Here is a 20667-nt window from a genome sequence, read left to right on the forward strand (position 1 = left end):
CATGGTCTTTCCACCATAGCCACCGGTCAGCTGTTTTCGCTGAATGCTAGCCCTTGAAACGCGGGAACGCGCTGCGGCCGGCGTAGCGCGCGGCGTCATCGAGTTCTTCTTCGATGCGGAGCAGCTGGTTGTACTTTGCGACGCGCTCGGAGCGGGCCGGGGCACCGGTCTTGATCTGGCCCGCGTTGGTTGCAACGGCGATGTCAGCAATGGTGGTGTCCTCGGTTTCGCCGGAGCGGTGCGAGGTGATGGTGGTGTAGCCGGAGCGCTGGGCCAGGGAAACGGCGTCCAGCGTCTCGGTCAGGGAACCGATCTGGTTGACCTTGACCAGCAGGGAGTTGGCCGTGGCCGTCTCGATGCCCTGCTGCAGGCGGACCGGGTTGGTGACGAAGAGATCATCGCCAACAAGCTGGACCTTGTCACCGATGGTGTCGGTGAGGGTCTTCCAGCCTTCCCAGTCGTTCTCGTCCAGCGGGTCTTCAATGGAAACCAGCGGGTAGTCGGCAACGAGCTCAGCGTAGTAGGCGCTCATCTCGGTGGCAGAAAGTGCCTTGCCTTCGAACTGGTAAGCACCTTCCTTGTAGAACTCGGAAGATGCAACGTCCAGGGCAAGGGCGATGTCCGTACCCGGGGTGTAGCCGGCGTTCTTGATGGCTTCCTGGATCAGGTCCAGTGCGGCGCGGTTGGACGGCAGGTTGGGTGCGAAGCCACCTTCGTCGCCGAGGCCGGTGGAGAGGCCCTTTTCCTGGAGGACGGCCTTGAGGTTGTGGTAAACCTCAACGCCCCAGCGCAAGCCTTCGGAGAAGGTCTCCGCACCGATCGGGGCAATCATGAATTCCTGGATGTCCACATCGGAGTCGGCATGCGAGCCACCGTTGAGGATGTTCATCAGCGGAACCGGCAGGACGTGGGCGTTCGGGCCGCCCAGGTACTTGTACAACGGCAGGTCGGCGGAAGCCGCAGCTGCATTGGCAACGGCCAGGGAAACACCCAGGATGGCGTTGGCGCCGAGCTTGCCCTTGTTGGGGGTACCGTCCAGGTCGATCATGGCCTGGTCAATGCTGCGCTGGTCAGTGGCGTCGAAACCAATCAGGGCCGGGGAGATCTCGTCGATGACGGCGTCAACGGCCTTTTGGACACCCTTGCCGAGGTAACGGCCCTTGTCGCCGTCGCGAAGCTCAACGGCCTCGTGCTCACCGGTGGAGGCACCGGAGGGAACTGCTGCGCGGCCGATCTGGCCGTCGGAGAGCAGGACCTCAACTTCTACGGTCGGGTTTCCGCGGGAATCAAGGATCTCGCGTGCGTGGATGGCATCGATAAGCGCCATGGATGTGCTCCTTATGGGCGAATTACAGGAATGTGGAGGGAAATTCTCAACGTCCTCGTCGCTACTAGCGTAGTCGAGAGTGGCTTACGTTACGGCACGGCTTCCAACGGCTCACGTCATGAAGGCTGCGCATGGTTGTTCTGAAACGATCGAACGGCGGCACGAAGGGCCCGTTCGGCGTCGAGTCCTTGCTCCCGGGCACCGGCGACGACGGCCAGCAGCAGCTCCCCGAGCGCCTCTTCCGAGGCTGGAATGACAGGAATTCCGACGGCGGCCGCACGGCTTTGAGCGCTAAACGGCAGACCAGCCCGGGCTGCCCGGTCGAGTGACTTCTGAGCTCCTGCCAAAGCGGGCAGGTGTGGCGGAATTCCTTCGAAGGGATCAGCACGTTCAGGCTTCTCTGCCCGTTTTACGGCGTGCCACTTGAGGACAATCTCCTCGACCGTCGCCGGGAACGTGTCCTGCAGTGAACCGTCGGCTTTGAAGACGTGCGGGTTGCGTCGGACCATCTTGGCGTTGATGTCCTGCGCCACGTCGGCGAAGTCGAACGCACCGCGCTCCTCGGCGAGCCGGGCATGAAGCACTACCTGCAGCAGCACATCACCCAGCTCGCCGCGAAGCTCATCATCGACAGCGCCAGCCTCGATCGAATCCACCACTTCATAGGCTTCCTCGATCAAGTACTCCACCAGCGACTCATGCGTCAGCGCGCCCATCCAAGGGCAGTGCTCACGGAGAGCAGAGACTGTCCGGATCAGTGCCGTGAGCCCGTTGGAATCGTTAGCCGAGGTTGGCGTAGGCATCGTTGATGTACTCAACCAAGGCTTCACGCTCGTCCAGCGGTAGGAACGCTGCCTCTGCGGCGTTGAGCGTCAGTTCCAGCAGATCATCGAGATCGTAATCGAAGGTCTCCACCAGGAGTTCGAACTCATCAGTCAGGGTGACACCGCTCATGAGGCGGTTGTCCGTGTTGATGGTGACGTTGAAGCCGAGCTGGAAGAGCATGTCCACCGGATGGCTTTCGATGCCGTCGCCAAAGCCGGAAATGGCACCGGTCTGGAGGTTGGAGGAAGGGCAAATTTCCAGGGCGATTCCGCGGTCGCGAACCCATGCTGCCACGCTGCCGATGGTCACCATGCCGATGGTGTCCTCACCGTCGTCGTCGGAGTTGTCTTCAAACTCCACGGAGATGTCCTCGGCGATCCGCACGCCATGGCCCAGGCGCAGGGCACGCCCGTCCACCAAAGCGGACTGGATGCTGTCCAGGCCTGCGGCCTCGCCGGCGTGGACCGTTGCCGGGAAGTTGTTCTCGGCCAAGTAGGTGAACGCGTCCTTGAAGCGGGACGGAAGGAAGCCGTCTTCAGCGCCGGCAATGTCGAAACCGACCGCGCCGTTGGCGCGGTGGCGGACAGCGAGCTCTGCGATTTCCTGGCCGCGGTCAGCGTGCCGCATGGCGGTGATCAACTGCCCGACCTGGATCTGCTGGCCGCGCTCTTCGGCGGAATCCATACCGGCTTCAAGGCCTGTCTGGACTGCTTCTACTGCCTCGTCCAGGGTCAGTCCCTGCTGCAGGTGCTGTTCAGGAGCCCACCGGACTTCGCCGTACACCACGCCGTCCTCGGCGAGGTCTTCCACGAATTCCTTGGCGACCCGGAACAGGCCTTCCTTGGTCTGCATGACGGCGACTGTGTGGTCGAACGTTTCGAGGTAACGGACCAGCGAACCGGAGTCGGCGGATTCGCGGAACCATTCGCCCAACGCCACAGAATCGGTGGAGGGCAGGGTATGGCCGGCGGCCTCAGCCAGCTCGATGATGGTAGCCGGGCGGAGTCCTCCGTCCAGGTGGTCGTGGAGAGAAACCTTGGGCAGGCTCTTCAGATCGAAGTCAAGGGCAGGGGCAGCGTCAAGAATGGGCTCAGTCACGTTCCAACTGTAGGGGGACGGCAGGTGCTTAGCCAGCAGGTTTTGAGAGGTCGGCGCCGGCAACTGCTTTCTGCGACAGGTCCGACGGCTCCACTACTGGCGCTTCGTTGCCTGCGGCCGCTTCCCGGGCGAGGTCCTTCTTCTCAAGGTACTTGTGCCACCAGCGCAGGGCGTGGTCCACCACGATGCCAAGGACCACGGCGAAGGCTACGGCAATACCGACACCCAGGAGCGGGTTGTGGTGCACCCATTGACCCGCGAGCAGGCCGATGCCGATGGAGTACGCCACCCAGGTGATGCAGGCGAAAGCGTCCAGCCAGAAGAACGTCCGGTGGCGGAAACCGGTTTGCCCGGCAACGTAGTTCACCGCAACCCGGCCCCACGGAATATAGCGGGCCGTGAAGATGAGTACCGCGCCACGCTTATCCAGCTCATACTGCGCCCAGGCGAACATCTTTTGGACCTTGGGCCGGCGCATCCACTTCCACCGGGTAAGGCCGATCTTGCGGCCCAGCATGTAGGCCATGTTGTCGCCGGCCATGGCCCCGATCAATGCCGTTGCTCCCAGGATCCAGAGGTTGGGCTGTCCGCTGTGAAGGTACAGCGCCGAGAGGCCAACAATGGCTGTTTCGCTGGGAAGAATAGTGGCAAATCCGTCAATGAAAAAGAAGACCAGGAGTACCGGGTAAATCCAGGGCTGCCCGGCTGCATGCTCGAGCATTTCATTCAAAAACTCCACGCGGGGGTAGCTCCTAGACGAATATGACTTGACGGTGTGACGGAAGTCGCTCTAGTGTCCCATGGCCGGGACGTCGTTCGCTACGCCCCAGCCCTGGGATCACGCGTTTAACGCTATCGGTTTGATGAGCTTGGCGTCGTCAGCCGCCGGACTGATCTTCCGGGGCCATGGGCGTCATACCGTGGGTGGAGTCGGGGCGTCTTCTTCAGGGATGTTTTTACCGTCCAGCGGCACTGATCCCCGGACTTTGCTGATGATGCGATCGATGATGATCCCAAGGATCACGGCCACCACGATGGCTATAGCGGCACCCAGCAGGTGGTTGTCCTCGAACCAGACGCCGAAGAAGTACCCAAGGATCACCGAATACGTCGCCCACAGGACGGCCGACATGGCGGTGAGGGCTACGAATTTGCTGTGGTTGAAGTGCGTGGCACCGGCCGTCAAATTAACGGCCACCCTGCCGATGGGGATGAACCGGGCCACCATGATGAGCGAGGCCGACCGGCGTCGAAGTTCCTTGCCCGCCCAACGAAAGGCGCCCTGCATCCGCTGGGTGCGCATCCATCGCCACCGTTGGATGCCGATGCGGTGTCCAATGATGTAGGCGATGTTATCCCCGGAGAACGCGCCGATGGCTGCCATCAGGCCCAGCAACCAGACGTTGGGCGAGCCGCTGCTGCCGGAAACGGCACTCAGGCCTACTACCACCGATTCACTGGGGATGGGGGGAAAGAAACCATCAATCACGCAGCAGGCCAGCACCAAGGCCAACACCCACGGCTGCTCCGCCGCGGCGAGGATGAAATCGTTGATGCCCTGCACGGTTTCCTCACGGTAGCCGGCTCCCCCACAGGCGCCGGATGACTAATGTTCCGGGCTGTTCCTGGAAACAGCCCGGAACACTTAAGCCTATGCGATGCGGTCGATGATCAGCTGATGCGCAGGGCGTGACCCTTCAGGAGCAATCACGACGGCATTCCGGAGTGCTTCCTTGGCCCGTCCAAACTTCTCCGGGGTGTCCGTCAGAAGTGTCATCAACGGCTCTCCCGCACGGACCAGGGCACCGGGCTTGGCGTGCAGCCGCACTCCGGCACCGGCTTGAACCTGGTCTTCCTTGCGGGCACGGCCAGCACCTAGGCGCCATGCCGCAACGCCCACGGAAAGCGCGTCCAATTCCACCAGGACGCCGTCCGCCGGAGCGTAAACAACCTCGGATTCCTTCGCCACCGGAAGGGCGGCCCGGGGATCTCCACCCTGGGCTTCGATCATCCGGTTCCATACGTCCATGGCGCGCCCGTCCTTGAGGGCGGCGGCGGGATCGGCGTCGTGGATGCCGGCACCGGCCAGCATCTCCTCGGCCAGGCGAACGGTCAGTTCGACGACGTCTTCCGGACCGCCGCCGGCAAGGACCTCTACGGATTCCTCCACCTCAATGGCGTTGCCGGCGGTCAAACCAAGCGGCGTGGACATGTCCGTGATCAACGCGACGGTGTGAACGCCGGCGTCCTTGCCCAAGGCCACCATGGTCTCGGCAAGCTCCCGGGCCCGGGCTTCGTCCTTCATGAAGGCGCCGGAACCCACTTTGACGTCCAGCACCAAGGAGCCTGTTCCCTCAGCAATTTTCTTGCTCATGATCGAAGAAGCAATCAGCGGAATGGCTTCCACTGTTCCTGTGACATCGCGCAAGGCATAAAGCTTCTTGTCCGCCGGAGCGAGCCCTGAACCTGCGGCACAGATGACCGCGCCTACGTCCTGAAGCTGAGCCATGATTTCGTCATTGCTCAGGTTGGCCCGCCATCCGGGAATGGCCTCAAGCTTGTCAAGCGTCCCGCCGGTGTGGCCGAGGCCGCGTCCCGAAAGCTGCGGAACCGCGACGCCGAACACGGCCACCAGCGGCGCCAGCGGCAGCGTGATCTTATCCCCCACCCCACCGGTGGAGTGCTTGTCGCTGGTAGCCTTCCGGCCGCCGTCGGGCCTTGTCAGGGATGAAAAGTCCATCCGCTCGCCCGAGGCGATCATCGCCGATGTCCAGCGCGAAATTTCGGCGCGGTCCATACCGTTGAGCAGGATGGCCATGTTCAGTGCCGCCATCTGTTCCTCGGCGATCACGCCGCGGGTGTAGGCATCAATGGTCCAGTCGATCTGCTCGGGAGTGAGCGTACCCTTGTCCCGCTTGATGGAAATGACCTGGACGGCGTCGAACGCTTCAGTGCTGGTCACGTGGTTTCCTCCAGATTTTCGGGACCAAAGGCGTCAGGCAGCACCTGGTCCATGGATTTGATTCCCTGAGTTGTCATGAGCTGCATTCCGGGTGCCCTGAATTCGTAGAGCAATTGGCGGCAACGCCCGCACGGCATGAGGATGTTGCCTTGGCCGTCCACGCAGTAGAACGCGGCGATCCTGCCGCCTCCTGTCATGTGGAGTTGCCCAACAAGTGCACATTCGGCGCAGAGGGTCAGCCCGTAGCTGGCATTCTCTACGTTGCAGCCGCTGACAATCCTGCCGTCCTCGGTGAGGGCCGCAGCCCCCACCGGGAACTTGGAGTACGGCGCGTAAGCCCGTTGCATGGCCAGCTTTGCCGCATCCTCCAGCGCATGCCAGTCGATATCTTCCGCTGGCATCGTCAACCCTTCACGTACGGTATGCCGCTTGCAGCAGGTGGCCGCGACTTACCTACCAAACCGGCGACGGCGAAGATGGTCACCAGGTACGGCAGCATGGCCATGAACTGGCTGGGAACAGGGGTACCGATGATGCCCAGGATGGACTGCAGGTTGTAGGCGAAGCCGAACAGCAGCGAGGCAAGGAAGGCGCCGATCGGGTTCCAACGGCCAAAGATCAGGGCGGCCAAGGCGATGAAGCCACGGCCACCGGAGATGTCCTTGGTGAAGGAGTCGATTGTCACCAGTGTGAACACAGCACCGCCGATGCCCGCAATGGCACCCCCCAAGGTGACGTTCCAGAAGCGGGTCGCGTTGACATTGATGCCCAACGTGTCGGCAGCCTGCGGGTGTTCGCCGACGGCGCGGACACGCAGGCCCCAACGGGTCTTGAACAAGCCGAACCACACCACGGCCACCGCAATGTACATGAGGTAGCCCGCGATGGACTGCTCGAACAGGATTGGCCCGATGATGGGGATGTCCGAAAGCAGCGGGATCGGCAGGATGTCCAACCGTCCCGGAGTGTTGAACTGTTCCTTGTTGGGGACCATCAGCGTGCCGTACAGGAAGCCCGTGAGGCCGGAGACCAACACGTTCAGGACCACGCCAACGATGATCTGGTTGACCAGGTACTTGATGCTGAACACGGCCAGGACCATGGACACCGCCGCGCCTGCAGCAGCGGCTGCGATCAGGCCGATGTAGGGGCTACCCGTCATGGTGGCCACCAATGCAGCAGTGAACGCCCCGCCCAAAAGCTGGCCTTCGATGGCGATGTTCACCACGCCCACGCGCTCACACAGCACACCGGACAGCGAGCCGAAAACCAGCGGCACTGCAAGCGTTACCGAACCGGCCACGAGGCCGGCCAGCGAGATGGAGGGTTGGCGGGCGCCTGCGACGATCCAAACAAGCAAGGCGAAAACGAATACCACGGCAAAGGCAATGGGTAGCCACCTGGGTGACCGCCCGCCTTGCGTCCAGAGGTAGATCGAATACGCGGCCATGGCGAGCAGCAGGATGCCGAGGACAATGCCGCCCACTTGTCCCGGAATCATCAGGGCAGGAACGGCAACAGCGTCGCCGGCGTCGCTGATCTTCATCTCGGCTGTCCGGTCCGGCCCAAGGAAGCCGAAGAAGACCAAGGCTATGAGCGCAAGGATGCCGAGCGAGAGCGGGACTTTCATGGATGGCCGGAACGCCGGCAGGGCCGTTGAACCCGACTTCGGAGCGGTGGTTGTCGCGCTCACTTGGCACCTCCGGAGGCGTTGGCAAGGGCAGCTTTCGGGGCCGCCTTCGGTGTCTTGTTCTTGGTCTTCTTCTTGGGCTCAAGCCGGAAGATCGACCGGATGAGGGGCGGTGCGGCGATGAACAGGACGATCAGTGATTGCACCACCAGCACGATGTCGATGGGCGTACCCGTTTGGATCTGCATTTGGACGGCTCCTGCACGGAACGCGCCGAACAACAGGCCTGCGAAGAACGTTCCCCACGGGGTACTGCGGCCCAGCAAGGCAACCGTGATGGCATCGAAGCCGATCTGGGCTGCGACGCCCCCGGTCAGTACCTTTTCGGTGCCCGCCACCTGGGCCACGCCGCCAAACGCGGCGAGGGCTCCTGCGAAAGCCATGGCCAGGATCGTGGCGCGGGATACCTTGATGCCGGCCGTGCGTGCGGCAACCGGGTTGGCACCAACGGCACGGAACTCAAAACCAATGGTGGAGCGGTTCAGCATCCACCACACGCCGTAGGTCAGTGCTATTGCCACCAGGAAGCCCAGGTGAAGCCGGGAGCCCGGGATAAGGACGGGATACGTTGCCGATTCGTCGAGGCGTGGCGAGATGGGGCTGTTATCCCCCGGACGCCGGAACGCAGCAGTGTTCAGGAGGAAGTCGAGCAGGAACAGTGCCACGTAGTTCAGCATGATCGTCACGATGACCTCATGCGCACCCGTCCGTGCTTTGAGGATGCCCACAATCGCACCCCAGGCAGCACCACCAAGGACACCCATGATGATGACCACCAGCAGGTGCAGCCCGAACGGCAGGTGCCAGGCGAACCCGACATAAGCCGCGAGTGTGGCGCTGATGATGATTTGTCCCTGGGCACCGATGTTGAACAGGCCTGCGCGGAATGCCAAGGCAACCCCAAGGCCGGCGCAAATAAGCGGGGTGGCCACGGTCAAGGTTTCCAGCAGGGGCTGGAAACCTTGCCGGGGATTGAAGACTGAGCCCTGGAAGAGTGCAACGTAGCTCTCGGTCATGGCTGTCCACAATGCGCTCAGGAAGTCCGTGGGGCGTGCGAACAAGTAGCCTGCGGTTTTGGCAACCTGGGCGTCCGTGCTGGCGATCAGCAGGCCGCCCAGGAAGAGGGCCACGATAACGGCCAGGACTGACACGAAGCCGCTGCCCATGACGATCCGGCGCGCAAGACTACCTTGGTGATGGCCCGGGTCTCCGCTCTGGGAAGACACCGGAACGATGGACGGTTCAAGCGTTCCGCCGGCAGTATCCAATGCAACGTCTGCTGCGCGTACTTCCGACGTGGATACCTCCGGCGTCTGGTCTTCGCTGGACTTTCCGTTTCGTGGCTGGTCGTTATTTGTCATCGGAGGCTCCTTCCGGGCCGACGCCGGCCATCATCAAGCCGAGGGTGTCCCGTGGCGTTCCCGAAGGGACAATGCCCACGAGTTTGCCCTTGTAGAGCACGGCAATCCTGTCTGCGAGCTCAATGACTTCATCAAGCTCAGTGGAAACGATCATGACCGGCGTTCCAACGTCACGCTCGGCAACGATGCGCTTGTGCAGGAATTCGATGGAGCCGACGTCCACGCCGCGTGTGGGCTGGCTCGCTATAAACAATCGCAAGGGCCTGGACAGTTCCCTGGCCATGACCACTTTCTGCTGGTTGCCGCCGGACAACGTTCCGGCAGCCGATGCCGCGGAGGGCGTACGGATATCAAATTCGTCAATCTTGGCCTTCGCGTGCTCCTCAACCTTTGCACGCTTCATGCTGATGCCGCTTGCAAACGGTGGTTGGTCATACAGGTCCAGGACCAGATTTTCTGCCACGGAGAACGGACCGACCAGCCCGTCCACCGAGCGGTCCTCCGGCACAAAACCGACGCCGGAACGCAGGACATCCTTCACGGGAAGACCCAGCAGCTGCTTGCCGTCCAGGGTCACGGAACCGGTCACGTGTTCCTGAATGCCCAGGATTGCCTCGGTCAGTTCTGTCTGGCCATTGCCTTGAACACCGGCGACGGCGAGGATCTCGCCTTGGGCGATGTCGAAGCTGATCCCGTCCACCACGTTGGTGCCGTTGGCCGCGCGGACCGTCAGGTTTTCCACCACGAACGTGGTTTCTTTTGGCTGCGCGGGAGCTTTGTTCAGACTCAGGCTCACCGGGCGGCCCACCATCATGGAAGCCAGTTCAGTGGCTGACGCAGTGGGAGGCGCATCTCCGACCACCTTGCCGCGGCGGATGACGGTGATGACGTCCGAGACAGCCTTCACTTCGCGCAGCTTGTGCGAGATGAAGACGATGGACGTGCCGCCGGCTTTGAGTTGCCGCATGATGTCCAGGAGTTCATCGGTCTCCTGAGGCGTCAGAACCGCGGTGGGCTCGTCCAAAATGAGGACTTTCGCTTCACGCACCAGCGCCTTGATGATCTCGACGCGCTGTTGCACGCCCACGGGGAGGTCCTCCACCAGGGCGTCGGGATCGACGTCGAAGCCGTATTGATCGGAAATCTCCCGGATTTTCTTCCGGGTTTCGTCGATGCTGAGCACCCCCCCGAACGTGGTCGGTTCCGCGCCGAGGGCAACGTTTTCCGCCACTGTAAAGACGGGGACCAGCATGAAGTGCTGGTGCACCATGCCGATGCCGGCCGCCATCGCGTCACCCGGTCCACGGAAACTGACCGGATGGTCATCTACCAGGATCTGGCCGGCTGTTGGCTCGTACAGCCCGTACAGCACGTTCATGAGGGTTGATTTGCCGGCACCATTTTCACCGAGGAGGCAATGGATCTGGCCGGATTCGACCACGAGGTCGATGTCTTGGTTGGCGTAGAAGGTCCCGAAGGCTTTCGAGATCCCCTTCAATTCGAGTTTCACAACTCCCACCGTTCTGTGAGTCCGAGGGACGGCTGTATTGCACCAAAGCCACTGGCTTTGAGGCCCAGCGTAGTCAGGGCAAAAACGCGCCGCCAGTACCGGGACTCGGTACTGGCGGCGCGTCCAGGAATTGATTTACTTCTTGGGGCTCGCTGCCGATTCGACAACCAGCTTGCCGGAGACGATGTCGGCCTTCAGGGCATCGAGCTCGGACTTGGTTTCAGCGGTGACGGCGGAGTCAAGATCGTGGAACGGAGCGAGGGCAACGCCATCGTTCTCCAACGTTCCTACGTAGGCTTCGTTGTTGAACTTGCCTTCCGTGTCGTCCTTCACCACGGCTTCAACAGCTTCGCCCATCTGCTTGACCACGGAGGTCAGCATCAGGTCCTTGTACTCGGGAGCAGTCAGGTAGCCATCGGAGTCAACCCAGATGAGCTTGACGTCCTTGCCGGCAGCCTTGGCTTCCTTCAAAGCAGCACCTGCACCCTTACCAACCGGTCCGGCTACGGGCATGATGATGTCCGCGCCCTGGTCCAGCAGGTTGATGGTGACCTGCTTGCCGGTGTCCTGCTTCTCGAAGTCGCCCGTGAACGAACCGTCCTGGGTGTTCTTGTCCCAGCCAACAACCTGGACGGACTTGCCCTTGGCCTTGTTGTAGGCCTGTACGCCGTCGTAGAAGCCGTCCATGAAGATGGTAACCGTCGGGATCTTGATGCCTCCGAAGGTACCCACCTTGCCGGTCTTGGACGTTGCGGCAGCTGCGTAGCCTGCCAGGTATGCCGCCTGTGCCGTGTCATAGACGATCGGCTTGACGTTGGCGATCGGAGTCTCGTAGGTGTAGTCGACGATCGCGAAGTGCTTGTCGGTGTTCTTCTCGGCGGCGGCCTTAGTGGCATCGCCCAAAAGGAAGCCAACGGTGACAGTGAGGTTACAGCCGGCGGAGATCATGCCGTTGAGGTTGGTTTCGAAGTCGCTGTTGGCCTTCGATTCGGCCGACTTTACCGTGATGCCCAAATCAGTCTCTGCCTTCTTGAGGCCTTCGAACGAGGACTGGTTGAAGGACTGGTCATCGAATCCGCCGGAGTCCGACACGATGCAGCCGGTAAAGTCACTCTTGGTCGCCGCGCCGGATCCGGCGTCGGGAGCTTGGCCGCAGCTGGTCAGCAGGAGCGCTGCTGCACCGAGAGTGGCAACACCGGCCATTGAACCGCGCTTCAGGGTGGCACGCAGTGGTTTCTTCAATTTTCCTCCAGGAAGAAAGTGATTGGCGCTACGACGGATGGTCAATGAGTGTCCGTTTCCTATACCTGAGGCAGAAATTCTGTTTTCACTGATGCTCGCAGCTGCGCCGAAGCGCATTGATGAAACCAACACTAGTGGCCTGAAACACACCCAGCTACCACAAATGATCACTCCAGGTCAGATTGTTGACCTTTTGTTACCAAGCAGTAGCCGGGTGCGCAAGTCACACGCGTTTCACCTGTGGCTTAGAGGCGTACGAGCATCTTTCCCGTGTTCGCGCCGTCCAACAGGTCCATGAATGCCTGCGGTGCATTCTCCAGTCCATCCACGATTGTTTCGTCGTAGCTGACGGACCCATCGGCCAGCCAGCCGGCCATCTTCTGCGCGAACTCGGCGGCGTGCTGTCGCTGTCCGCCCACCAGGAATCCGCGCAGCGTGAGCTGCTTGCCGATGGCCACTGCCAGGTTCCGGGGCGCCACTGCGGGCTCCGTGGAGTTGTACTGGGCAATGGCGCCGCACATGGCTACACGGCCACCCACGGTGAGCGTGGCCAATGCAGCTTCAAGGTGTTCGCCACCGACGTTGTCGAAGTACACGTCGATGCCGCGCTCCCCCGCTGCTTCACGGAGCTGGTCCAGCACCGGAGCATCGTTGTAGTTGAAGGCGGCGTCGAAGCCGAGTTCCAGCAAGCGGGCAACCTTCTCCGGCGAACCGGCACTGCCGATGACCGTGGAAGCGCCCATGGCCTTGGCGATCTGGCCAACCATCGAGCCGACGGCACCTGCCGCTCCGGACACGAACACCACGTCGCCTTCCTTGAACTCAGCGACCTTCAGCAAACCGGCGTAGGCGGTCAGGCCCGTCATGCCCAGAGCGCCGAGGAACGCGGAGGTGGGGGCCAGGCCCGACGGGACGGGCGTCGTCGCCGTGGCGTCCACCACCGCATGCTCCCGCCAACCGAGTTGATGCACGACGACGTCACCCACCTTGTGCGCGTCCGAACGTGACGCGATCACCTCACCTACCGCACCGCCGTCGAGCGCTGCATCAAGGCGGAACGGCGCCGAGTACGACTTGACGTCATTCATGCGGCCGCGCATATAGGGATCCACGGACATGAACTGGTTCTTCACCAGGACCTGGCCCTCAGCAAGCTCCGGCAGCGCGGCTTTTTCCAGCCGGAAGTTCTCTGGAGTGGGCCGGCCTACCGGGCGCGAGGCAAGGTGGATTTCGCGGGTTTCAGTCGTGGCGCTCATGCTGCGAACTCCACGAGCTTGATGTCTACGGCCATGTTGCCGCGTGTTGCGTTGGAATAGGGGCAGATCTGGTGCGCCTTGGCCATCAACTGTTCTGCGGTGTCGCGGTCCAGGGCGGGCAGGGCGATTTCGAGTTCCGCAGCGAGGCCGTAGCCTTCACTGTCCGTCAAGGCACCGAAGTGGATCTTGGCGGCAACGGCCGAATCGCTGAGGTCGGCGCGCTCCTTGCGTCCGACCAAACGCAGCGCGGAGTGGAAGCAGGCAGCGTAGCCGGCAGCGAAAAGCTGCTCCGGGTTGGTTCCTTCCCCGTTTCCTCCGAGCTCTACAGGGCTGGCGAGGGCGACGTCCAGTTTGCCGTCGTTGGTGCGGGCGTTGCCATCGCGGCCTTCGCCGGATGCCAGTGCCTCGGCAGTGTAAAGAGTCTTCATGGTGTTTCCGTTCTCTTTGGGAATGGATGTCCCGGGGTTCTCCGGGGGTCTGTCAGAGTGAGCTGTTCAGCGCTGCCGTGAGCTTGCCGAGCGTGGCATGTAGCTGCTCGATCTCATCGGGCGATAGGCCGGCGGCGTCAGCGAGACGCTGGGGCACAGCCTGGGCACGGGCACTCAAGTCGGTGCCGGCGTCGGTCAGAACGACATCTACCCGGCGCTCGTCCTCTGCCGAGCGGTGGCGTTCCACGAGCCCCATGGCCTCCAGGCGCTTGAGCAGGGGCGACAAGGTTCCCGAGTCGAGGCCAAGTTCCGCACCGAGTTCACGGACGCTCCGCGGTTCCTGCTCCCAGAGGACCAGCATCACCAGATACTGCGGGTACGTCAGGCCGAGGTCTTCCAGCACGGGGCGGTAGACCGCCGTCGCCGCCTTGGACGCCGAGTACAGCGCAAAGCAAACCTGGTGGCGGAGGCGGGGGGCATCACTCATGGATAAAACGATAGTGCACAATTCAATTGTGCACAACCTATCTCGACTGTTCGTACCCAACTGAGTCGCACTTAAGCGCCTTTTGGGCTGTCAGAACGCGCTTAAATGCGACTCAGTTGGGTTTACTGCTCGAGATCGCGAACCGTGCGGAGGGCTGCTGCCGTCAGGACCCGGATGGCGTAGCCGAGCGCGCGTTCGTCAACGATGAAGTCGCCGCGGTGGAGGTCGTATTCTTCGCCGCCGGGAGTGTGCGTGCCCAGGCGCATCATGGCCCCTGGAATGTCGGCCAGGAACCAGGCGAAGTCCTCGCCACCCATGGACTGCGGAGTGAGGACAACTGCGTTCTCACCCAACTCAGCCCGGGCAGAGGCTTCGATGAGGGCCGTCTCATGCTCGGAGTTCACAACGGGCGGCACGCCACGGGTGTGTTCAAGGCGGACGTCCACGCCGTAGGGCGCGGCAACCTGCCTCACGACGTCGTCCAGCAACTCGCCCGCGCTATGCCAGGCATCCCGATCGAGGCAACGCATTGTGCCGGCCATGTAACCGACACCCGGGATGGCGTTCGGTGCGGAGCCTGCTGAAATCTGGCCCCACACCACCGACACGCCGCTGCGGACGTCCACCCGGCGGGAAAGGACAGCCGGCACGTTGACCGCTATTTGCGCCAGTGCGAAGACGAGGTCCTCGGTCAGGTGCGGCCGTGATGTGTGCCCGCCGCGGCCGGAAAGCTCGATCTTGATGGTGTCAGAAGCGGAGGTAATGGCACCGATGCGCGTGCCGATCTGGCCCACGTTGATCCGGGGATCACAGTGCAACGCCAGGATACGCGGCACACCTTCAAGCACGCCCTGCTCGATGCAGGACAATGCGCCGCCCGGCATGGTTTCTTCGGCCGGCTGGAAGATGATCCGGACCGTGCCACCCAACGGATTGTTCTTATGCATCCGCTGCAGCGTCAAGGCGATGCCTAGCATGGCAGTGGTGTGGACGTCGTGCCCGCAAGCATGGGTAACGCCATGGTTCTTCGACGCGAACGGCAGGCCGGTTTCCTCAATGATCGGCAATGCGTCGATGTCCCCGCGGAGGGCCGTGGCAATAGGGCCCTCGCCCACGTCAACCGTCAGCCCGGTCTCCTCCAACCGCCGCGGCTTCAGTCCGGCTGCTTCAAGCCGCTCCACGAGCTTGTCCGTGGTGCGGAATTCCTTGAAGGACAGCTCCGGGTGCGCATGGAGGTCGCGCCGGAACTCGATAAGTCCGGGAAGCAGTTCATCAACCCAAGGACTCACAACGGGAGCGGGCTCGGTTTCAGTCGTGTAATTGCGCACGTCACAACTCTAGCCATGCGCGGCACCCGAAGAACGAAAGCCACCTCTTGGTTACGCTGCGTTCAGACGCAGGACAACCAAAGAGGTGGCTCACGGTATAAGCAGGTGCGCTACAGCACGTCCGTATCGCCGCTGGCTTTCAGGGCGTCAACAGTGCCCTTGACCAGCTGGGCGTGTTCCTTGGTAGTGACAAGCAATGCGTCCGGCGTGTCCACAATGACCACGTCCTTGATTCCGATCAGGGCAATGACGCGCTTGGTATCGGAAACCACCACGCCGCTGGCATTCTCCGCGAACACCCGTGCGCCCTCGCCAAGCACCGTTACTTCATCGACGTCGCCAGCATTGTTGAGGCGGCCGATCGCGGCAAAGTCGCCAACGTCGTCCCAACGGAAAGTACCAGGCACGACGGCGACGTCACCGGCTTCCGCTGCGGGCTCCGCCACTGCGTAATCGATGGCGATTTTCGGCAACGTGGGCCACACACGGGATGTCACTTCCGAGCGCTGCGGCGTGTCCCAAGCCTCGGCGATTTCCTGCAGACCCTTGAACAGCTCCGGCTGGTTGGCTTCGAGGTGTTTGAGCATGAGCGCCACCGGAGCAACGAACATGCCGGCATTCCAGACGTAGTCGCCTGCCTCGACGTATTTGTTGGCCACTTCCTGGCTGGGCTTCTCCACGAACTCCGCAACTGCAAGTGCGTTCGGGGCCCCGTCCACGTTCAGGGCTGCACCGGAACGAATGTATCCGAATCCGGTGGAGGCGTGGGTCGGTTTGATGCCGATGGTGACGATCTTGCCGGTGGCCGCAGTAAAGATGGCCTCGCGCACAGTCTCCAGGAAAAGATCGTCCGGGCTGATGACCTGGTCCGCAGCGAAGGAACCCATGATGGTGTCCGGATCGCGACGGTAGAGGATGGCGGCGGCGAGCCCGATGGCGGCACCGGAGTCCTTGGGCTCGCTTTCCAGCACCAACTCGTCGTCCCCTATTTCGGGAAGCTGGCGGCACACGGCGGCGCGGTGCGCCTCGCCGGTGACAACAAGGACCCGCTCACCCGCCAGCGGTTCCAAGCGGTCATAGGTAGCCCTCAACAACGTGCTGCCGGAACCGGTCAGGTCGTGGAGGAACTTGGGCGCAGCGGCACGCGAGAGTGGCCACAGCCGGGTCCCCACACCGCCCGCCGGAATAACCGCATGGAAGCGGTTCAATGGCGATTCCGGGTATTTCGCGTCTTCTGTACTCACCGCAACACTTTATCCTGTGCCGGCCGCAAGCCCCGCAGCAGGACACACGTGTGGCGTTCGTCTCAAGCACTGCCGAAAATCGCCTGAATGTGGGCAGGAAACATGGAATTAACAAGCAAAGAAGCCCGTCCTAAATTGAATATGCTGTTAGCGAAGCCTAGATTTAGGCGTGAGCTACGAGTGCTCTCGCAGCAGGCGTTCCCCCCGCATGGATCCCATGCCAGCGCCGCTGTGTTGCAGGAAGGTTTAATCAGTGCCGACAAAACCAGCTGGCACCTTGTACCGCGGCCGTGAAGGCATGTGGTCCTGGGTTGGACACCGCATTACAGGTGTAGTGATCTTTTTCTTCTTGTTGGTCCATGTGCTGGACACCTCATTGGTGCGCGTGTCCCCTGAGGCCTACACCGCCGTCATTGGCGCATACAAGAACCCCCTCATGGCCCTGGGTGAAACGGGCCTGGTCGCCGCGATCATTTTCCATGCCTTCAACGGCCTGCGTGTGATCGCCATCGACTTCTGGAAGAAGGGCGCGAAGTACCAGCGCCAGTTGCTGTGGGTCGTGCTTGCGCTGTGGCTTGTCACGTTCGCCGGCTTCGCCATCCGCCACCTTTCCCTCGCGCTGGGAGGCCACTAAGCCATGACAACCATCGAATCCCCCCGCAGCGGAAAAATCGGTGGCGGAAAAATCGCTCCGAAGTACAACCGCACCGGCTCCAGCCGTGGCAACTTCGAGATGATCGCCTGGCTCTTCATGCGTCTCTCCGGCATCGTCCTGGTGGTGCTGATCTTCGGCCACCTCTTCGTGAACCTGCTGGTGGGCGAGGGCATCCACGCAATCGACTTCGGCTTTGTTGCCGGCAAGTGGGCCGATCCGTTCTGGCAGTTCTGGGACCTTGCCATGCTGTGGCTTGCCATGCTGCACGGCACCAACGGCGTCCGCACCATCATCAATGACTACGCCGAGAAGGATTCCACTCGCTTCTGGCTCAAGATGGTCCTCTACGCGGCAACGCTGGTCATCATCATCCTTGGCACGCTGGTGATCTTCACCTTCAACCCGTGCCCCGTCGTCGACGGCGTCCAGTTGCCTGGCGGTTTCTGCCCGGCCCCGTAGCGGCGCCTTCCGGCCGCTCCCTGGAGTAAGCCGGTTCGCCTGACGTAGCGGAGCAGCCTCCGCCGACCATCTGAATTTTTGAAAGAGAGAGCATCTGGTATGCAGGTCCATAAGTACGACGTCGTCATTGTCGGTGCAGGTGGCGCCGGCATGCGCGCCGCGATCGAATCCGGTCAGCGAGCACGCACCGCGGTACTGACCAAGCTCTACCCCACCCGCTCGCACACCGGTGCAGCCCAGGGTGGAATGTGCGCAGCACTGGCCAACGTCGAAGAAGACAACTGGGAATGGCACACCTTTGACACCATCAAGGGTGGCGACTACCTGGTTGACCAGGACGCAGCCGAGGTCATGGCGAAGGAAGCCATCGACGCCGTGCTGGACCTGGAAAAGATGGGTCTGCCGTTCAACCGCACGCCCGAGGGCCGGATTGACCAGCGCCGCTTCGGTGGCCATACCCGTGACCACGGCAAGGCACCCGTCCGCCGTGCTTGCTATGCAGCCGACCGTACGGGTCACATGATCCTGCAGACGCTGTACCAAAACTGCGTCAAGCACAACGTTGAGTTCTACAACGAGTACTACGTCCTTGACCTGCTGATCGTCGAAGAAGACGCTGTACGCGAAGACGGAACCCCGTACAAGCAGAAGCGTGTTGCCGGCGTGGTTTCCTACGACCTCGCCTCGGGTGAACTGCACGTCTTCCAGGCCAAGTCCGTGGTGTTCGCCTCCGGCGGCGCCGGCAAGGTCTTCAAGACCACGTCCAACGCGCACACCCTCACGGGCGACGGCATGGGCATCGCGTTCCGCCGCGGCATCCCCTTGGAGGACATGGAGTTCTTCCAGTTCCACCCGACAGGCCTGGCCGGCCTGGGCATCCTCCTCACCGAGGGTGCACGTGGTGAAGGTGCCATTCTTCGTAACTCCGAAGGTGAGCGCTTCATGGAGCGCTACGCCCCCACCATCAAGGACCTTGCACCCCGTGACATCGTGGCCCGGGCCATGGCGAACGAGGTGCGTGAAGGCCGCGGCTGTGGTCCGAACAAGGACTACGTCCTCCTGGACCTGACCCACCTTGAGCCCGCACACATCGAGGCCAAGCTTCCGGACATCACGGAGTTCGCCCGCACCTACCTTGGTGTGGAACCGTTCACCGATCCTGTCCCCGTGTTCCCCACCGCGCACTACGCCATGGGTGGCATTCCCACCAACATCACCACCGAGGTGCTGCAGGACAACGACACGATCGTTCCGGGCCTCTACGCTGCCGGTGAAGTTGCCTGCGTGTCCGTGCACGGCTCCAATCGTCTCGGCACCAACTCCCTCCTGGACATCAACGTGTTCGGTAAGCGCGCCGGTATTGCCGCTGCGGAGTACTCGAAGACCGCCGACTTCGTCGAGCTCCCCGAGGACCCCGAAGCAATGACGCGTGGCATCCTGGACGGCCTGCTCACCGGCAACGGCACCGAGCGTGTTGCGCAGATCCGCAAGGAACTGCAGGACACCATGGACGCTAACATGCAGGTTTTCCGTACCAAGGAATCCCTGGAGCAGGTCCTTCGCGACATCGCATCCTTCGAAGAGCGGTACAAACACGTCACCGTTCAGGACAAGGGCAAGCGCTTCAACCTGGATCTGCTGGAAGCAGTGGAACTGGGCTTCCTGCTGGACATGGCCAAGGTCATGACCGTCGGTGCACTGCACCGTGAAGAGTCGCGCGGTGGCCACTACCGCGAGGACTTCCCGGACCGCAATGACGAGAAGTTCATGAAGCACTCCATGGCCTACTTGGATACTTCCGTCACCGTCGACTCCTCGGCGGAATCCGTTGCGGGCATCCGTCTGGAGACGAAGCCCGTCATCTTCACCCGTTACGAGCCGATGGAGCGTAAGTACTAATGACGACCGAAATGGCAGAGCCCGCTTCCAAGATCGAGCTCCCGGCAAGCGTTGCCGGCGACGGTGAAATCCCCACATTCCACATCACGCTGCGCGTGCGCCGCTACGATCCCGAAATCTCGGACGAAGCGCGCTGGGATGACTACAAGCTGACCATGTACGGCACTGACCGCGTGTTGGATGCCCTCCACAAGGTCAAGTGGGAGATTGACGGAAGCGTTTCCTTCCGTCGTTCCTGCGCCCACGGAGTGTGTGGTTCGGATGCCATGCGCATTAACGGCCGCAACCGCCTCGCCTGCAAGACGCTGTTGAAGGACCTGGACACCACCAAGCCCATCACCGTCGAGCCGATCAAGGGTCTCCCCGTGGAGAAGGACCTGATCGTGGACATGGAACCCTTCTTCCAGTCCTTCCGCGAAGTCATGCCGTTCCTCATCAACAAGGGCCACGAGCCCACCAAGGAACGCCTGCAGTCCGTTGAGGACCGTGAGCGCTTTGACGACACCACCAAGTGCATCCTGTGCGCTGCCTGCACCTCGTCCTGCCCGGTCTTCTGGACCGATGGCCAGTACTTCGGTCCGGCTGCGATCGTCAACGCCCACCGCTTCATCTTCGATTCCCGTGATGACGCCGGCGACATGCGCCTTGAGATCCTGAACGACAAAGAGGGCGTGTGGCGCTGCCGCACCACCTTCAACTGCTCGGAAGCATGCCCCCGTGGCATCCAGGTGACCCAGGCAATCGCCGAGGTCAAGCAGGCCATCCTGGCCCGCAAGATCTAGTTTCGCCGGTCCCCTTAGGAACCAAACGACGACGGCGCCGCTCACCACTGATGGTGGGTGGCGCCGTCGTCGTTAATCAACCGCCGTAACCGTTCATCACAACGCAAGGAGACA

Annotated in this window: 20 protein-coding genes; 4 read left to right on the top strand and 16 right to left on the bottom strand. The window is 62.0% G+C overall.

What is annotated here, in order from left to right; all coding sequences use genetic code 11:
* Positions 1-46: 46 nt before the first annotated feature.
* The 16 genes from eno to AC0J5Z_RS17400 all read right to left on the bottom strand — a co-directional run bounded on the left by eno (position 47) and on the right by AC0J5Z_RS17400 (position 16758).
* Complete coding sequence (gene eno, locus AC0J5Z_RS17325; RefSeq protein ID WP_011773994.1) at positions 47-1327, bottom strand: phosphopyruvate hydratase; 1281 nt, start codon at positions 1325-1327, stop codon at positions 47-49.
* 116 nt (positions 1328-1443) lie between these two features.
* Complete coding sequence (locus AC0J5Z_RS17330; RefSeq protein WP_475034683.1) at positions 1444-2130, bottom strand: MazG nucleotide pyrophosphohydrolase domain-containing protein; 687 nt, start codon at positions 2128-2130, stop codon at positions 1444-1446.
* Positions 2108-3250 (bottom strand): adenosine deaminase, encoded by a 1143-nt coding sequence (locus tag AC0J5Z_RS17335; RefSeq protein ID WP_475034685.1) that lies wholly within the window; start codon positions 3248-3250, stop codon positions 2108-2110. The genes AC0J5Z_RS17330 and AC0J5Z_RS17335 overlap by 23 nt, the downstream gene beginning before the upstream one ends.
* Positions 3251-3278: 28 nt before the next feature.
* Positions 3279-3971 carry a DedA family protein gene (locus AC0J5Z_RS17340; protein ID WP_475039762.1) on the bottom strand — a complete coding sequence of 231 codons (693 nt, stop codon included), beginning with the start codon at positions 3969-3971 and terminating at the stop codon, positions 3279-3281.
* Positions 3972-4163: 192 nt separating this feature from the next.
* Positions 4164-4814, bottom strand: coding sequence for a DedA family protein (locus AC0J5Z_RS17345; RefSeq protein WP_475034687.1), 651 nt, complete (start codon positions 4812-4814; stop codon positions 4164-4166).
* Between the two features lie 87 nt (positions 4815-4901).
* Positions 4902-6212: a thymidine phosphorylase gene (locus tag AC0J5Z_RS17350; protein ID WP_475034689.1), complete on the bottom strand. Its 1311-nt coding sequence runs from the start codon at positions 6210-6212 to the stop codon at positions 4902-4904.
* On the bottom strand, positions 6209-6613 hold the full coding sequence (locus AC0J5Z_RS17355) for a cytidine deaminase (RefSeq protein ID WP_475034691.1): 405 nt from the start codon (positions 6611-6613) through the stop codon (positions 6209-6211). Before AC0J5Z_RS17355 ends, AC0J5Z_RS17350 begins: the two co-directional genes overlap by 4 nt.
* A gap of 2 nt (positions 6614-6615) precedes the next feature.
* Positions 6616-7905 carry an ABC transporter permease gene (locus AC0J5Z_RS17360; RefSeq protein WP_475034693.1) on the bottom strand — a complete coding sequence of 430 codons (1290 nt, stop codon included), beginning with the start codon at positions 7903-7905 and terminating at the stop codon, positions 6616-6618.
* Entirely contained in the window at positions 7902-9263 is a 1362-nt protein-coding gene (locus AC0J5Z_RS17365) for an ABC transporter permease (RefSeq protein WP_475034695.1), read from the bottom strand. Before AC0J5Z_RS17365 ends, AC0J5Z_RS17360 begins: the two co-directional genes overlap by 4 nt.
* The gene (locus AC0J5Z_RS17370) at positions 9253-10773 is read right to left on the bottom strand and encodes an ABC transporter ATP-binding protein (protein ID WP_475034697.1); all 1521 of its coding nucleotides are present in this window, start codon (positions 10771-10773) and stop codon (positions 9253-9255) included. Before AC0J5Z_RS17370 ends, AC0J5Z_RS17365 begins: the two co-directional genes overlap by 11 nt.
* A gap of 135 nt (positions 10774-10908) precedes the next feature.
* Positions 10909-12015: a BMP family lipoprotein gene (locus tag AC0J5Z_RS17375; RefSeq protein WP_475034699.1), complete on the bottom strand. Its 1107-nt coding sequence runs from the start codon at positions 12013-12015 to the stop codon at positions 10909-10911.
* A gap of 245 nt (positions 12016-12260) precedes the next feature.
* Positions 12261-13271 (bottom strand): NADP-dependent oxidoreductase, encoded by a 1011-nt coding sequence (locus AC0J5Z_RS17380; protein ID WP_475034703.1) that lies wholly within the window; start codon positions 13269-13271, stop codon positions 12261-12263.
* The gene (locus AC0J5Z_RS17385) at positions 13268-13699 is read right to left on the bottom strand and encodes an organic hydroperoxide resistance protein (RefSeq protein ID WP_475034707.1); all 432 of its coding nucleotides are present in this window, start codon (positions 13697-13699) and stop codon (positions 13268-13270) included. The genes AC0J5Z_RS17380 and AC0J5Z_RS17385 overlap by 4 nt, the downstream gene beginning before the upstream one ends.
* Before the next feature lie 52 nt (positions 13700-13751).
* Positions 13752-14186 carry a MarR family winged helix-turn-helix transcriptional regulator gene (locus AC0J5Z_RS17390; RefSeq protein ID WP_475034710.1) on the bottom strand — a complete coding sequence of 145 codons (435 nt, stop codon included), beginning with the start codon at positions 14184-14186 and terminating at the stop codon, positions 13752-13754.
* A 122-nt stretch (positions 14187-14308) separates the two neighbouring features.
* Positions 14309-15514 (bottom strand): amidohydrolase, encoded by a 1206-nt coding sequence (locus AC0J5Z_RS17395; RefSeq protein WP_475034712.1) that lies wholly within the window; start codon positions 15512-15514, stop codon positions 14309-14311.
* Positions 15515-15624: 110 nt separating this feature from the next.
* Positions 15625-16758: a mannose-1-phosphate guanylyltransferase gene (locus tag AC0J5Z_RS17400; protein ID WP_475034714.1), complete on the bottom strand. Its 1134-nt coding sequence runs from the start codon at positions 16756-16758 to the stop codon at positions 15625-15627.
* Positions 16759-17011: 253 nt separating this feature from the next.
* Here AC0J5Z_RS17400 and sdhC point away from each other — a divergent pair, with 253 nt between their 5' ends.
* The 4 genes from sdhC to AC0J5Z_RS17420 all read left to right on the top strand — a co-directional run bounded on the left by sdhC (position 17012) and on the right by AC0J5Z_RS17420 (position 20553).
* Complete coding sequence (sdhC, locus tag AC0J5Z_RS17405; RefSeq protein WP_011773978.1) at positions 17012-17392, top strand: succinate dehydrogenase, cytochrome b556 subunit; 381 nt, start codon at positions 17012-17014, stop codon at positions 17390-17392.
* A gap of 3 nt (positions 17393-17395) precedes the next feature.
* A complete protein-coding gene (locus AC0J5Z_RS17410) occupies positions 17396-17872 on the top strand; it encodes a succinate dehydrogenase hydrophobic membrane anchor subunit (protein ID WP_214815049.1) in 477 nt (158 codons plus the stop codon).
* Positions 17873-17971: 99 nt separating this feature from the next.
* On the top strand, positions 17972-19771 hold the full coding sequence (gene sdhA, locus AC0J5Z_RS17415) for a succinate dehydrogenase flavoprotein subunit (RefSeq protein ID WP_354512474.1): 1800 nt from the start codon (positions 17972-17974) through the stop codon (positions 19769-19771).
* Positions 19771-20553: a succinate dehydrogenase iron-sulfur subunit gene (locus AC0J5Z_RS17420; protein WP_011773975.1), complete on the top strand. Its 783-nt coding sequence runs from the start codon at positions 19771-19773 to the stop codon at positions 20551-20553. Before sdhA ends, AC0J5Z_RS17420 begins: the two co-directional genes overlap by 1 nt.
* Positions 20554-20667 lie beyond the last annotated feature (114 nt).

This window comes from Paenarthrobacter sp. TRD_SC_7, from assembly GCF_056156245.1.

Bases quoted from the DNA above. Each gene is read 5' to 3' on its own strand.
- AC0J5Z_RS17390 (WP_475034710.1), bottom strand. From the start codon at position 14,186: ATGAGTGATGCCCCCCGCCTCCGCCACCAGGTTTGCTTTGCGCTGTAC.
- AC0J5Z_RS17355 (WP_475034691.1), bottom strand. From the start codon at position 6,613: ATGCCAGCGGAAGATATCGACTGGCATGCGCTGGAGGATGCGGCAAAG.
- AC0J5Z_RS17365 (WP_475034695.1), bottom strand. From the start codon at position 9,263: ATGACAAATAACGACCAGCCACGAAACGGAAAGTCCAGCGAAGACCAG.
- sdhA (WP_354512474.1), top strand. From the start codon at position 17,972: ATGCAGGTCCATAAGTACGACGTCGTCATTGTCGGTGCAGGTGGCGCC.
- AC0J5Z_RS17420 (WP_011773975.1), top strand. From the start codon at position 19,771: ATGACGACCGAAATGGCAGAGCCCGCTTCCAAGATCGAGCTCCCGGCA.
- AC0J5Z_RS17330 (WP_475034683.1), bottom strand. From the start codon at position 2,130: ATGCCTACGCCAACCTCGGCTAACGATTCCAACGGGCTCACGGCACTG.
- AC0J5Z_RS17340 (WP_475039762.1), bottom strand. From the start codon at position 3,971: ATGCTCGAGCATGCAGCCGGGCAGCCCTGGATTTACCCGGTACTCCTG.
- AC0J5Z_RS17410 (WP_214815049.1), top strand. From the start codon at position 17,396: ATGACAACCATCGAATCCCCCCGCAGCGGAAAAATCGGTGGCGGAAAA.
- eno (WP_011773994.1), bottom strand. From the start codon at position 1,327: ATGGCGCTTATCGATGCCATCCACGCACGCGAGATCCTTGATTCCCGC.
- AC0J5Z_RS17385 (WP_475034707.1), bottom strand. From the start codon at position 13,699: ATGAAGACTCTTTACACTGCCGAGGCACTGGCATCCGGCGAAGGCCGC.
- AC0J5Z_RS17380 (WP_475034703.1), bottom strand. From the start codon at position 13,271: ATGAGCGCCACGACTGAAACCCGCGAAATCCACCTTGCCTCGCGCCCG.